The organism is Pseudomonas sp. Pseusp11, assembly GCF_047304405.1.
GTDB lineage: Bacteria > Pseudomonadota > Gammaproteobacteria > Pseudomonadales > Pseudomonadaceae > Aquipseudomonas.
This window is the reverse complement of record NZ_JBGLZF010000012.1, coordinates 141545-154171: the sequence shown is the minus strand read 5'-3', so window position 1 is coordinate 154171 and position 12627 is coordinate 141545. Positions and strand designations below refer to the sequence as shown.

At 55.4% G+C, this 12627-nt stretch carries 14 protein-coding genes; 5 read left to right on the top strand and 9 right to left on the bottom strand.

Annotation, left to right across the window (positions count from 1 at the left end):
• Positions 1-37: 37 nt before the first annotated feature.
• The gene (locus tag ACCC96_RS12630; RefSeq protein ID WP_413695992.1) at positions 38-652 is read left to right on the top strand and encodes a TetR/AcrR family transcriptional regulator; all 615 of its coding nucleotides are present in this window, start codon (positions 38-40) and stop codon (positions 650-652) included.
• On the opposite strand, the gene ACCC96_RS12625 is transcribed toward ACCC96_RS12630, so the two are convergent.
• Entirely contained in the window at positions 643-1677 is a 1035-nt protein-coding gene (locus tag ACCC96_RS12625) for a GlxA family transcriptional regulator (RefSeq protein ID WP_413695991.1), read from the bottom strand. The genes ACCC96_RS12630 and ACCC96_RS12625 overlap by 10 nt on opposite strands.
• 211 nt (positions 1678-1888) lie before the next feature.
• Here ACCC96_RS12625 and ACCC96_RS12620 point away from each other — a divergent pair, with 211 nt between their 5' ends.
• Together ACCC96_RS12620 and ACCC96_RS12615 are read left to right on the top strand one after the other, a co-directional pair.
• Positions 1889-2770, top strand: a complete 882-nt coding sequence (locus ACCC96_RS12620) for an NmrA family NAD(P)-binding protein (protein ID WP_413695990.1) — start codon at positions 1889-1891, stop codon at positions 2768-2770.
• Positions 2771-2817: 47 nt separating this feature from the next.
• Entirely contained in the window at positions 2818-3282 is a 465-nt protein-coding gene (locus tag ACCC96_RS12615; RefSeq protein ID WP_413695989.1) for a MarR family winged helix-turn-helix transcriptional regulator, read from the top strand.
• 38 nt (positions 3283-3320) lie between these two features.
• Here the strand turns inward: ACCC96_RS12615 and ACCC96_RS12610 are convergent, their stop codons facing one another.
• The 6 genes from ACCC96_RS12610 to ACCC96_RS12585 form a co-directional block, all read right to left on the bottom strand.
• Entirely contained in the window at positions 3321-4046 is a 726-nt protein-coding gene (locus ACCC96_RS12610; RefSeq protein ID WP_413695988.1) for an SDR family oxidoreductase, read from the bottom strand.
• A gap of 13 nt (positions 4047-4059) precedes the next feature.
• Entirely contained in the window at positions 4060-4599 is a 540-nt protein-coding gene (locus ACCC96_RS12605) for a nuclear transport factor 2 family protein (protein ID WP_413695987.1), read from the bottom strand.
• Positions 4600-4709: 110 nt separating this feature from the next.
• A complete protein-coding gene (locus tag ACCC96_RS12600; protein ID WP_413695986.1) occupies positions 4710-5492 on the bottom strand; it encodes an alpha/beta fold hydrolase in 783 nt (260 codons plus the stop codon).
• Between the two features lie 158 nt (positions 5493-5650).
• Complete coding sequence (locus ACCC96_RS12595) at positions 5651-7096, bottom strand: MFS transporter (protein WP_413696012.1); 1446 nt, start codon at positions 7094-7096, stop codon at positions 5651-5653.
• Positions 7097-7098: 2 nt separating this feature from the next.
• Complete coding sequence (locus ACCC96_RS12590) at positions 7099-7980, bottom strand: NAD(P)H-binding protein (RefSeq protein WP_413695985.1); 882 nt, start codon at positions 7978-7980, stop codon at positions 7099-7101.
• A gap of 166 nt (positions 7981-8146) precedes the next feature.
• A complete protein-coding gene (locus ACCC96_RS12585; RefSeq protein ID WP_413695984.1) occupies positions 8147-9169 on the bottom strand; it encodes a GlxA family transcriptional regulator in 1023 nt (340 codons plus the stop codon).
• Positions 9170-9290: 121 nt separating this feature from the next.
• On the opposite strand from ACCC96_RS12585, the gene ACCC96_RS12580 reads away from it, so the two are divergent.
• Positions 9291-9932 (top strand): HD domain-containing protein, encoded by a 642-nt coding sequence (locus ACCC96_RS12580; protein WP_413695983.1) that lies wholly within the window; start codon positions 9291-9293, stop codon positions 9930-9932.
• A 53-nt stretch (positions 9933-9985) separates the two neighbouring features.
• Here the strand turns inward: ACCC96_RS12580 and ACCC96_RS12575 are convergent, their stop codons facing one another.
• Together ACCC96_RS12575 and ACCC96_RS12570 are read right to left on the bottom strand one after the other, a co-directional pair.
• Positions 9986-10819, bottom strand: coding sequence for a DUF2182 domain-containing protein (locus ACCC96_RS12575; RefSeq protein WP_413695982.1), 834 nt, complete (start codon positions 10817-10819; stop codon positions 9986-9988).
• Positions 10816-11484, bottom strand: a complete 669-nt coding sequence (locus ACCC96_RS12570; protein ID WP_413695981.1) for a DUF1326 domain-containing protein — start codon at positions 11482-11484, stop codon at positions 10816-10818. The genes ACCC96_RS12575 and ACCC96_RS12570 overlap by 4 nt, the downstream gene beginning before the upstream one ends.
• 103 nt (positions 11485-11587) lie before the next feature.
• Here ACCC96_RS12570 and ACCC96_RS12565 point away from each other — a divergent pair, with 103 nt between their 5' ends.
• Entirely contained in the window at positions 11588-12568 is a 981-nt protein-coding gene (locus ACCC96_RS12565) for a GlxA family transcriptional regulator (RefSeq protein ID WP_413695980.1), read from the top strand.
• Positions 12569-12627: the final 59 nt, after the last annotated feature.

Here is a 12627-nt window from a genome sequence, read left to right as displayed (position 1 = left end):
TGTGTACTTGCAATAGGCTGCACGCTGGAGAATTCTTATGACTATTGATGCTTCAGGCTTCAAAGACCTGCGCCTTGAGGAAATGGCCTCTCTCAAGCCCCGCGATCGTATTTTGAAAACGGCGATTACCCTCTTTAACGAGGGTGGCGTACACACGATCGGGATTGATCGAATCATTGCTGAAAGTGGCGTATCCAAAAGGACTTTCTATAACTACTTTCCCTCGAAGTCCGATCTGGTTGCTGCCTATCTGGATTTTTCGCACTGGCTTCGGTTCACGAACCTGAACAAGTACACCGCGCGGGCTGGAGGGGATGCGAGAGCTGAACTTCTGGCGGTTTTTGACTTCCTCGAATACTGGTTTTCCGAAGAGGATTTTCGAGGGTGTACCTTTGCTCGTGGCCTGAATGACTTCAGCGACGAAGCTTCAAGTAACTTGCGTGCAAAGGTCAGCTTGCATTTTGACGAGTGGGCCAGTTTCATTGGCACTCGCTTGTCCCGGATCATGGAACCGGGCAGGGCAGAGGTCATTCTTCCGCAATTTTTAAGCCTTATCACGGGCACGACCGTTGTTGCGCACGCCTCTGGTGATACCAGGATCGCGCAACTCAACAAGCGAGTTGCCGAGTTCTTGTTGAGTTCTCAGGGTTGAGTCGGCTCGGAGCTCTTGTCAAAGCGGTGGGCATATTCCGCTGGGGTTATACCGAAGTGGCGTGTAAAGGCTTTCCGTAGCACCTCGACGCTGCTATAGCCGTAGCGACGACAGATGTCGTGCATCGATTTCTCGCCAAACGCAAGTGAACGGCAGACCGCCTCCAGCCGAACGTTTTCGACGTATTTCGCGGGCGTGGTCTGCAGCTCCCGTTGAAACATCCGAATCAATGTCCTGATGCTGGTTGAGGCTCTGGCAGCCATTATCTCGACTGTGAGTTCCATATGCAGATGCTCGCTGATCCAGAGGCATAGCTCGTTCAGGTTTGAATCGCGTGCGCGTTGTGACTGTAGTGCGAAGCTGAATTGCGCCTGTCCGCCTGGACGATGTAAAAACAGGACCAGGTTCTTCGCTATTTCCAGGGCAAGGTCATTTCCCAGATCCTCGGCGACAAGCGAAAGCGCCAGGTCAATTCCTGAGGAGATACCGGCGGACGTATAGACGTTGCCGTCTTTTATCCAGATGGGGGTTGGGTCAACCTTCACCTTGGGATAACGCTCAGCCAGGCGTCGAGCGACTCCCCAATGTGTCGTCGCGCTGCGCCCGTCCAGGAGACCCGCTGCCGCCAGGGCAAATGCTCCAACACAGATGGAGCAGACGCGACGCACTGTCGGCGAGCGCATTCGAATCCAGTCTATGGCGACCTGATCGATTTGTTCGAAGGTCATGGCGCCCGCGGTCACCAGCAGGGTGTCGATGGGTTTGTTCGAACGACACTCCTGCTCAAGGGTAACGTGCCCTTTGAGTCCAATGCCTGTTTCGCTCTCCAAGTGCACGTCAGGAGATGAGCAGACCAGTTCAAGTACGTAGGGGGCCATTCCTCCGTCAGCCATTTGGTTCGCCCAAGCGAATACTTCTGCCGGCCCGATCACGTCGAGCGCGTCCACCGGTGGCAGGCCCAGTATGACAACCCGCTTCTGCCCGGCATCTGTAGGCGGGGCGACTGGTTTCGTGAGCTTTGCCATTGGAAGTACGTCCGCGTATCCGGAGACAGGAAAAATATATCGGCAGAAGTCACCCGTGATTGGCAAATGAACTTCCCTCCATCCGCTGAACGGTCATCCGCACACGTTGACAGTAGGAGCATGTGCACCTAAATTAATTCACATAGGGGTATATGCTCCTATGTGAGTTTTCCAGGGGCATTTGCTCCAGCTAATCGAGAGAGCCAAGATCATGAGCGCAGCTGAAATTCTTGTAAGTGGTGCAACGGGGCGTACCGGTGGGGCTACCATCGATGAGCTGCTCAAATTGGGAAAACGTGTCCGCGCTTATGTGCGCACGGACGATGAGCGAGCCGCAGCCCTTAGGGCGCGTGGCGTTGAAATTGCCATCGGCGACTTCACCAACATCGATGACATTCGTGCGGCGATGGAAGGCATCCGTTCGGCCTATTTCCTTTATCCGCTGGCATCGGGAATCATCGAAGGTGCAGCGTATTTTGCCCAGGCCGCAAAAGAGGCCGGGGTAGAGGCCATCGTGAACATGTCGCAGATTTCCGCGCGGCGTGAGTCCAAGAGTCATCTGGCACAGGATCACTGGATCTCTGAGCGTGTCTTCGACTGGTCGGGCGTACCGACCACGCACCTGCGCCCCACATTCTTCGCGGACTGGCTCGCTTACCCTCACTTCGCCAAGGAGATTTGGGCCAACAAAAAAATCGAATTCCCCTTTGCGAATGGTCGTCACGCTCCCATAGCTACCGACGATCAAGGGCGCGTGATCGCCCACATCCTGGCTAACCCGGCGGGGCACGGAGGTAAAATTTACAGCCTTCACGGCCCTGTCGAGATGAATCACACCGAAATCGCGGCGGCCATGAGCGAGGTGCTGGGTGCGAAAATCGAGTACGCCCCGACATCAATCGAAGAGTTCGAGCGTAAAATGACGCAGGAGTACAAGTTCCCGGCCGCCTTGACACAACATTTGGTTGAAGTCGCGCAGGATTACCAACAGGGAGTCTTTGCCGGTGTGAATGACATCGTGGAGAAGATCACCGGTACGGCTGCGCTGACCGTGCAGGCGTTTATCGAAAAGTACCGGGATGTCTATGCGTAAGCAGCCCGCTGGGCACTTGAAATAATCATCAGTAGTAACGAGGAAATATGCAGATGTTGCCGGTTAGCCAACCGTTAGGGATCGACCAGTGCAATTGTTCCGCGATAAGGAAGGCGAGCCGGCAGATCACTCGCTTTTACGATGCGCAGCTTGAGCCATCGGGTCTTCGAATCACCCAATACCTCACATTGGCAGCGCTCTATGAAATGGAGACTGCCGCGATCAATACGCTTGCTGAGCGTCTCGACATCGAGCGCACGGCGATGGGGAAAATGGCGGGCTTCCTGGAAAAAGGGGGATTGATCTCAATCAGTCCCTCACCCTCCGACGGTAGAAGTCGCCTCGCAGCACTAACCGAGGAGGGCATGAGTTTGTTCAAAAGAACCGCTCCACTCTGGCAAGAAGCCCAGCGTCAGTTTGAGCAATTGAATGGCACTGAAAACGTGGCTTCACTCCGGCAGGATCTGGCCCAAGTGAAAGTCGGTGATGTGAGTGGGATAGCTGATGAGTGAAATGCTCCAGGCGACCTGAGTCGCGAGTGCTATTTAGTTCAGGCGTCCCTCGATTCGAGAACTTCAGGATCAATGTACCCCGGAACTTTGGAGGAGAGCGATTGCTTCAATGCGCGAGTCCCCGCGTCCGCCAGAACCTCACTTTCCCCTGTTTCAATTGCGTCATAGGCTTGGCGAACTACTTCTATCGGGCTCGCCTTCGGCACATCAAAGTCCTTGGTGAGGTCAGTATCCACGAAGCCAACATGCAAGCCGACAACCTGGATGCTCCTTTCTTTGAGAGACAAACGTATGTTGTTGGTATAGCTCCATGCGGCTGCCTTCGATGCTGAATAAGGCGCAAGTATTGGCACGCTTCTCCAGGTGACATCGGACAGAACATTGATGATGCCACCGCTACCATTGTCGGGAAGGGAGGCCTGGAACGCGCCAGTCACGCGCATCAGGCCATAAAAGTTCGTCTCGAAAATACGCCGCGCCTGATCCTCAGCATCTTCGGAAAATGGAGACTCGGTTATTTCCGCAATCCCGGCGTTGTTCACCAGCAGAGTCACATCGCAAGCGATCCGTGCCGCAGCAATGACGGACGCGGGATCGGTCACGTCGAGTTTGACTGGAACGATGCCAGGCTCGATGAAGCCTTCCGGATTACGGACGCCTGCATAGACTTTTGCAGCACCGCGAGCCAGCGCTTCACGGGCAAATGCCAGGCCGAGTCCGCGACTGGCTCCAGTCACGAACACGACTGAATCCTTGATCTTCATTTTTAAATACTCATCAGGAACCAGGAAGGAAAGGTCGTATCGCGGCAGCGGAGATATCTGGCGGCGTCAGTTGCCGATTCGTCGTTGAGCCGCCTATGTAGCGCTCGGCGATCATCCAGCCGTTATCGGTCTCGCGCAGTCGGTCAAGCATCGGCGAGTACATCCAGATCATCGGCAGGTAGTCACTCTCGGTCAGCTCGCCGTCGCTCATTTTCGGAGCGTCTTCAGGCACCGCATAGCGTACGAGCAGGTTGTGGTATCGGACTGCAACGAGCCCGTTTTCTTCTTCATCCACGATATGGCCCGAGCCGCAACGACTGACTCCAGGAACCAGATAGGGATAGATCTCAGTGAGGAAATGGCGGATGTTGGCTTCACCGCTGACTTCACCCTTGAAATGGAAGACCTTGGCGTCGGCCGTAAACGAGTTGATCATTTCTTCGAGATCCCATGTCTCGAACAGCCAGTTCACACGGTTGACGAAATCGACGGCACTTGCTCGCTTATCAGGATCAATCTTGCGCGCAGCAATCACTTTCGGAAAGAAGCGCATCATTACCTCCTAAACAGAACAACCAGCACTGACATTGCACAAAGCGAATGCTCGATTCGCTCATTCCGTCTTTCTCCCAATGAGGTAAACGCTCTTTATCGTGCCTGGAGCTATGTCCGCAGTTCCTGCATGAATTCATGAGTAGCTGCCGCAACCTCATTGGGATTTTCCAGAGGGGACAAGTGTCCGGTACCGGGCAGCACCTGCATTCGCGCGCCGGCTATCCGTGGCAATAATTCACTTTGAAGCGTAGCGGGTGGATCGACCTGATCGAGCTCACCTGCGATCACCAGAACGGGTACGTTGATGGACAAGACGTCAGCGGTAATGTCCTCAACCATACCGCCCAGTGGCCATGCAGCTTTAGCCTGCGGAGCGCCCCGAAGGCTGTCGACGATGACCTGCTCGTAAAGCTCCGGAGTCAGGCTTTTTGCCGTGAGTACGTTATCGAGAGCCCAACTGATCGATTCCCGGCTGTCGTAGATCCTGGACATTTCAGCCCGTTGTTCCGGTGAAAAGTTCATTGGTGACGGAGGCGACGGCGATACGAGGATCAGGCCCTGAAGTCCTGACGGCTGACCGGACGCAAATAGCTGCGCGACCTTTCCGCTCATTGAGTGGCCGACAATCACGTAGCGATCGAGGTTGAGGGTTTCAATGACGTCTTGCACGTCGTTTGCAAGATCACTAAGGGTGTAACCCTGCTCGGGTGCATCCGACTCGCCCCAGCCTCGGTGATCCATGGCAATCGACCGATACTGGCTATCAAGGTCACGGATCACACCGTCCCACGTCCGACTCGAACCGCCGTAGTAATGGAGAAGCAGGAGCGCAGGCTCGCCGCTTCCGCTCTCGTTCACATATATCCGAGCACCTCGGGTCTTCACATGCATTTTGCTTCTCCGCGCTCAACGACGAACTCACAAACGCTGGACGTTGCGAGTCATGCAAGGTGTCAGCGAACATCAGTCTATGCCGCCAGTAGAGGGGGCAAGTGACATAACCCAGACGATTTCTGCCACTTTCTCTTTGCAGCGGCAGACGACATCCATCACGCGTGTTGGGCGACTGGTTTCTTATCCCGCTGTCTGATCGTCAATAGGGTCAAGGCCGCGATCAGGCAGAGCACGCCGCCGGTAAAGAACGCCGGCAAATAGCTAAGCAGTGCCACCCTTGACCATCCTGCCCCGAAGGCTGCGACAGCGGCCCCAATTTGATGACCGGCAAAGATCCAGCCGAACACCAGCCCCACGCGCTCTGCACCGAAGCGGGAAGCGGCAAGCCTCACCGTTGGGGGAACGGTCGCGATCCAGTCGAGTCCGTAAAACACGGCGAATAACGAAAGGCCATAGATCGAGAAGTCAGTAAAAGGGAGCGCGATCAATGACAGGCCACGAAGGGCGTAATACCAGAACAGCAGCCGACGGTTGTCGAAGCGGTCGGATAGCCAGCCGGACGCGACTGTTCCCATAAGGTCAAAAACACCCATCGCCGCCAGCAGCCCCGCTGCTTTGACTTGCGAAATACCGAAGTCACCGCACATCGGGATCAAATGAACCTGAACCAGGCCATTGGTCGTTGCGCCGCAGATAAAGAATGTTCCGAACAGAATCCAGAAAATCCTGGTTTTCGCCGCGTCACGGAGGGCGTCCAGAGAGGCCGCGATGATCGATGCGCCACTCGAAGTAACGGCAGGGATCGGGACGGTGCCAACATCGCCGTAAGGTCGCAAGCCCATATCACTCGGACGATCCCTCATCACCAGCAGCACCGCCAGTGCAGCGATCACCAGCATGATGCACATCAAACCGAGTGCCCAGCGCCATCCGGAGTGATCGGTGATGTTCGCGAGGATTGGCAAGAAGATAAGCTGGCCTGTTGCCGTACTGGCGGTGAGAACACCGACGACAAGCCCTCGACGAGCACTGAACCATCGCGATGCGACGGTGGCACTGAGGGTCAGCGCAGTCATACCTGCGCCTATGCCGACCGCTATGCCCCACAGGATGAAAAGCTGCCAGATCTCGGTCATGCCCAGTGACAGCAAGAGGCTGATCACGATGACCAGCAGTGCCGTGAGGGTGACATTTCGTAAGCCGTATCTGTTCATCAGCGCGGCGGAGAAAGGAGCCATCAGACCGAAGAGCACGAAACGGATCGACAGCGCTGATGAGATTTCTACGGTGTTCCAGCCAAACTCCATTTGCATCGGAACGATGAAGACACCTGGTGCGCCGACCGACGCGGCGCTGATCAGGGCGGTAAAAAAGGTGACCGCGATCATGGCCCAGCCATAGTGAATATTACGGCGAGCGAGAGCAGTTGAGAGCCATCCGGAAATCATATGCTTTCTTCTTGGGGGAAGGGGATGGCGGACAACCCGGCAGCCCTGGGCAGGTAAGCCTAAGTAATCCTCAACGGTAAAAATTGACTGTTTCTGGGTGATTTTTGCCAGATCCCGAAGCTGCTCATAGCTGGCATCGGCAAACATCAGCACGATCAAGCCATGAATGTCTGCTTATTCATTCGCACGAATTCGCTGACTGTTTGAGGCGGCGTTCCGGTTACCTCGCGGATAATCTCGTCCTTGCCTTCGAAAATGCCATTTTGGTAGTCAATCGCCACTGCCATGAAGTGCTGGATCAAAAAGGCCGGCAGATTGTAAGTCTGCAAGTGTTTGCGATACTCCATCATGGACGAGGGTGAATAGGTGATAGTGCGACCTAAAACGCTGCTGATTTCTTCAGCAATTTGCGCGTGGCCGAGTTCTTCAGGGCCGTGGAGTGAGTAGGTCTTCCCGATATGATCAGAAGGTTGCGTGAGAAGCGCCGCAATCAGACGCGCCTGATCTTCTGCAGCGATTGGCGCATGTCTTCCCGATCCATATGGCAGGGTGATTTTGTTGTCTTTGACGATCTGATCCAGCACCCATGGGAACGTCAGCGATTCAGAAAAGAACGTCGGGCGTAAGTGGACAGTCGGGACATTCGACCAGTCAAATAAACGCTCTGCGACCCAGTGGTTGCGCGCAGCATGGCTCAACGAGTTTTCGCGAACTGAAATCTGCGACATCTCGACGACAACTTCGAGTCTTGCTCTTTTAGCTGCATCTGCAAAATACGCCGCTACCTGGACGTAGTCCGGACGTACCGGGTAATACAGGTACGCGCCCGAAATTCCTTTCATCGCACGACTGACGTCATCCTTGTCAAGGAGGTCGCCCACAAAGATATCAGCGCCGTCGTCCTCCAGTATTTCACTGCGCTCATCTTGCTGTTGGATGAAAGCACGAACTGCGTGTCCCTCTTTTAGAAGGTGGCGAATGGCGCGGGTTCCTATTTTGCCCGTGGCACCAGTGACGAGATACTTGCGTCCTTGCATGATGAAAACTCCGTAGTGATAGCGCGCCCGTTGCGCGTCACACCGCACAGTCGCCAGAACTGTTCTATATCCGTCTAGGGTTGCGATGTGTCAGTAGTCAAAACACAGTTTAAATACTGTTATCTGAAATAATTGACAATTTACGGGCGATTAGTGTCACGGCAACTTAATCGCTGATTGGAGAAAAGCGGTGCACATACTCTTTCGGACTCACACCAAGACGTCGTATGAATGCTTTCCTCAATACGTCCACGCTTTGGTATCCACTGCGACGTGCGACTTCTTCCATCGATCGAACCCCTAGCTCTATCGATCGACAGGCAGCCTCCAGCCGGACATTTTCGACGTATTTTGCAGGTGTGGTCTGCAGCTCTCGCTGGAACAGACGTATCAACGTTCTGACACTTGTGGACAGCCTGTCCGCCAGGATCTCAACTGTGAGTTCCGAAGTCAGATGCTCATTGATCCAGACACATAGCTCATCCAGAGTCGAGCCAGACACATGCTGCGATTGGAGGGCGACACTGAATTGTGCCTGCCCTCCAGGGCGCCGTAGAAACAAAACGAGGTTTTTTGCCACTTCCATGGCAAAGCCATCGCCCAAGTCTTCACTGACCAACGCAAGCGCGAGATCAATCCCGGCCGAGACGCCAGCTGAGGTGTACACATTGCCGTCTTTGACCCAGATTGGATTCGGATCGACCTGCACAAGGGGATAGCGCTCAGCCAGGCTGCGTGTCATACGCCAATGAGTCGTTGCCCGTCGACCATTCAAAAGCCCCGCCTTGGCCAGGGCAAATGCACCAACGCAGATGGAACACACTCGCCGGATATTTTCGGATCTTGTCCTGATCCAGTCGATGGCGGCTTCGTCCAGCTGATCCTGCGCTTCCCAGCCTGAAACCACGATCAAGGTATCAATCGCTGCACTTTCATCACGCTCTTGCTGGAGTGTCTTGTGCGCCATAAGCGCAATGCCGGTGCAACTTTCCAATCGTAAGTCGGCGCCTACCCCCACCAACTCGAGGATGTAGGGCTTGTCGTCACTGCGGTGCAACTTATTCGCAAAGGCGAATACTTCTGCCGGCCCGGTGACGTCGAGAGAGTCCACGGGGGGCAGTCCCAAAATCACCACGCGCTTCTGCGCCCGGCCTGAAAGCGGAGGTTTTGCTCTCGTCGTTCTGCTCAACGCTCTTTCTCACTGGAATGTGATGAATGTGTTGGCACGAATCATCCGTAAATAGTCAATTGTGCCGAGCGGCGAAGTTTAAACTGAATTTCGAACCAACGTCATTCACAGGAAAACAACCATGAGCACTCCTATCATCATTGGCGGCTTCGGTGCCCCCGACTCTGAACTTGCCCGCAAGGCCTCCACTCTCGTAGAGCGCGTCCACCCACCGGCGCTGTTGCACCATGTACACCGGACATGGTGGTTTGCCGAGTTCATCGGACAGAAGCGAGGCCTGAAATATGACCGCGAGGCGGTCTACCTCGCTGCGCTATTGCATGATTTGGGACTGACAAATGAGTTTGCTGCCGATCAGCGCTTTGAAGTCGACGGGGCCGATGCTGCCAGCCGCTTTCTGCTGGCGAACGGCTATTCGGAGTCGAAAGCCGAGCTTGTCTGGGACGCCATTGCCCTTCATTCCAGTGCAGGTATTGCTGATCGCAAGCAGTCGGAAATTGCACTTGTTTACATGGGCGCGCACGTCGATGTGATGGGTCTCTTCATTGAAGAGATCACACCTTCATTGATTGACGACACTCTTGCGCTGTACCCCCGTGTCGGGATGAAAGCGGCATTCACTGCTGCGGTCGCCGAAGTCGCTCGCAAGAAGCCTCGCACGGCTATTGGCACTGGCCTTGGGGATGTCGGGCGCCGCCACATCCATGGTTTCGATTGCCCGAACGTGTGCGACCTGATCGATAACGCTCCATTCGATAGTTGAGGCGACGTTTTGCTTGCAGTGGCCAGTGACTTGCCGGCGTCATTACTGACAAGTCAATGCACATGGGACACGCTCATGGAGGGAAGCAAAGGATTTTTAAGAAGCGGTAGTGTGTCCGGTGATATCGCGATCCACATTCCCATCACCACCAGGAACACTGCGATCGGAGTCGCCAGCTTCTGGCCATTGGGCAGTACCTTCTCAGCGAACATCAACAGCGTCAGCAGCGCCATCCAGGTGGGGCTCATGACGCCGACAGCGAACATGACCGCCATCAGCGCCCAGCAGCAGCCGACGCAAACCATGCCGTGCCGCGCGCCCATCAGAACGGCGCCGACATTGCCGCCTCGCCAATAGCGAGCGAAAAACGAGAAAGGCGACCGACATCCCGTCAGACACACATTTTTCAGGGATGAGAGCTGAAAGGCGCCGGCAACGATAAGTACAGCTCCTGCCCAGTACGGGCCCATACGGTTCCATGCAAGGAATTCCAGGCCGAATGACCGGATGGCGGAGTCCAGGAGATAGGCAGCCAGGCCGTAGCTCACCCAAGCGACACCATAGCCAGCGATGAAGCAGGTCATGCGCTGCGCTTGTGTGATGGGTTTGCTTCCCCGGGACTTCAGCATGCCCGCGAAGGCCGTAATGTAGTTGAGTTCTGACGGCAGCATCATTGCTGTCAGCATGACAACCCAGCCAGTAAGGTAAGTTGGCAGGTCGTGCAGTGGCGTTCCTGGCCCCTCGTCCATGTTGCCCATGACTATCAGCATCTCGAACCAGGTTGCCAGGCTGAGCGCAACGACAACTATCGTCCATCCCAGCCCTTGTTGACCTCGCCCGAGGACTGAAGCCGCCGCTCGCGAAGCGGATATGACGGTTTTCATCATGGTGCGTCCGGCCCATGCCAGTCGAAAGGAATGTGCTTGCTCGCTTGGCCGGCCGGAATATTTTGATCAAACCCGAATGCTTTCCAGCGTCCGGCAACGCTCTTGCCCCAGGTAACAGGTGCGTCGGTCGGGCCGACCTCGCTGCCGGGAGGGTTGAAGCTCTGCAACAGCTTCGTCGGGTCGGAGGTCGGCCCCTTCAAGGCCTGGCCGCTCGCTTCGACCTTGTCATCGACCGTCACCCGCCAGCGCTCAAGTGTGCTCTCGATATCGACGGAAATTTTCGCAAACTCGACGCCTCTGAGCTCACGCACATGTGTGGGCACAAACTGCGTCATCCAGCCACCGGCCGCTCCGGTGAAAATTGCCGCCAAAGCCGCTCTTTGGGCGTCATCGGCGTCTACGTCGAGGAAAACCCCCGCATCCAGCCAGGCGCCATCCCAGAGATTGCCTGTGAAGTTGGCAAGCAGGACAACCTTCAGGCCTGCCATGGGAGTCGGGCCATAGTGACCTTCATTGATTCTGTACGCCCAAAGCACCTCGCAATGATTGCCTGTAGGAGGCTGAGCGAATGTGCAGGGGCACGGCGAATTGCACGAACAGACATCTAGCCACTCGCCTGAGATTCGCCACTGCGGAGTTTCAATTGCACCTACTTGATTTGCCATCTGCCAGCCCTTTTATTGGTCGGTAAATCTGTTGAGGATCATGGGCTGGAGAGCTGAAGGTGTCCCGTGGCGATTTCGACATAGATAGGGTTAATATCGACAAATGACATTACCTTCCAGCATTGAGATCGGCATCGTCCGATTTCCCGGCGTACAGCTCGCCGCCATCTACGGTTTGATCGATCTCTTCAAGGTTGCCGATCGCTTTGCCGTGCAGCATCACAACAAATCCTCAGTGTTCCTGCGGGTGAGCCAGTGGCAAATTGAAGAAGCGAACGGGACGCCGGTCAGGGTCGATGAGGAAAGCGAGGAGGAGGGGGGAACGCCTACCGTGCTGCTGATGCCCCCTCGACTGGGTGGGCAGATATCGACACAGGAGGCCGAGCCCTTCGTTGAGTGGCTACTCAGCCATCATCGTGCAGGGACAACGTTGTGTTCCGTCTGTGGAGGCGCATTCCTGTTGGCTGAAACGGGTCTTTTATCCGGTCGGTCGGTCACTACGCATTGGGATCATGCCGAGCTGTTTCGGCAACGGTTTCCCGATGTGCATCTCGATACAGACAAATTGGTCATCGACGACGGCGATATCATCAGCGCGGGTGGATTGATGGCGTGGATTGATCTTGGCTTGAAGTTGGTCGACCGTTTTCTCGGGCCTGTGATCATGGCGCAAACTGCGCGCTATTTATTGGTGGATCCTCCTGGGCGAGAACAACGCTACTACAGTGCGTTTTCCCCGAACCTGACCCATGGCGATGCCGCCGTGCTCAAAACTCAACACTGGCTGCAGGCAAGTGGAGCGAAGGATGCAGCGCTTGCTTCGCTCGTAGCGCGTTCAGGGCTGGAAGAAAGAACCTTCCTTCGGCGCTTTCGAAAGGCAACGGGTTTTACGGCTATCGATTATTGTCAGAGACTGCGCGTTGGGCGGGCGCGTGAAATGCTGCAATTCAGCAATTTGAATGTGGAGTCTATTGCGTGGGATGTCGGTTACAGCGACACCGGTGCGTTCCGAAAGATCTTCATCAGGATTACGGGGCTGACACCTGGTGAATATCGACAACGATTCAGCGTGAACCGACAGTGAATTTTGAGTCTTGTGGACGGCGTTGAAGTTTCAAGGCTTTGCCTTGAGCGATCCGCAGA

Coding starts and splice junctions, on each gene's coding strand:
- ACCC96_RS12630 (WP_413695992.1), top strand. CDS start 38: ATGACTATTGATGCTTCAGGCTTCAAAGACCTGCGCCTTGAGGAAATG.
- ACCC96_RS12625 (WP_413695991.1), bottom strand. CDS start 1,677: ATGGCAAAGCTCACGAAACCAGTCGCCCCGCCTACAGATGCCGGGCAG.
- ACCC96_RS12620 (WP_413695990.1), top strand. CDS start 1,889: ATGAGCGCAGCTGAAATTCTTGTAAGTGGTGCAACGGGGCGTACCGGT.
- ACCC96_RS12615 (WP_413695989.1), top strand. CDS start 2,818: ATGCAGATGTTGCCGGTTAGCCAACCGTTAGGGATCGACCAGTGCAAT.
- ACCC96_RS12610 (WP_413695988.1), bottom strand. CDS start 4,046: ATGAAGATCAAGGATTCAGTCGTGTTCGTGACTGGAGCCAGTCGCGGA.
- ACCC96_RS12605 (WP_413695987.1), bottom strand. CDS start 4,599: ATGCGCTTCTTTCCGAAAGTGATTGCTGCGCGCAAGATTGATCCTGAT.
- ACCC96_RS12600 (WP_413695986.1), bottom strand. CDS start 5,492: ATGCATGTGAAGACCCGAGGTGCTCGGATATATGTGAACGAGAGCGGA.
- ACCC96_RS12590 (WP_413695985.1), bottom strand. CDS start 7,980: ATGCAAGGACGCAAGTATCTCGTCACTGGTGCCACGGGCAAAATAGGA.
- ACCC96_RS12580 (WP_413695983.1), top strand. CDS start 9,291: ATGAGCACTCCTATCATCATTGGCGGCTTCGGTGCCCCCGACTCTGAA.
- ACCC96_RS12575 (WP_413695982.1), bottom strand. CDS start 10,819: ATGATGAAAACCGTCATATCCGCTTCGCGAGCGGCGGCTTCAGTCCTC.
- ACCC96_RS12570 (WP_413695981.1), bottom strand. CDS start 11,484: ATGGCAAATCAAGTAGGTGCAATTGAAACTCCGCAGTGGCGAATCTCA.
- ACCC96_RS12565 (WP_413695980.1), top strand. CDS start 11,588: ATGACATTACCTTCCAGCATTGAGATCGGCATCGTCCGATTTCCCGGC.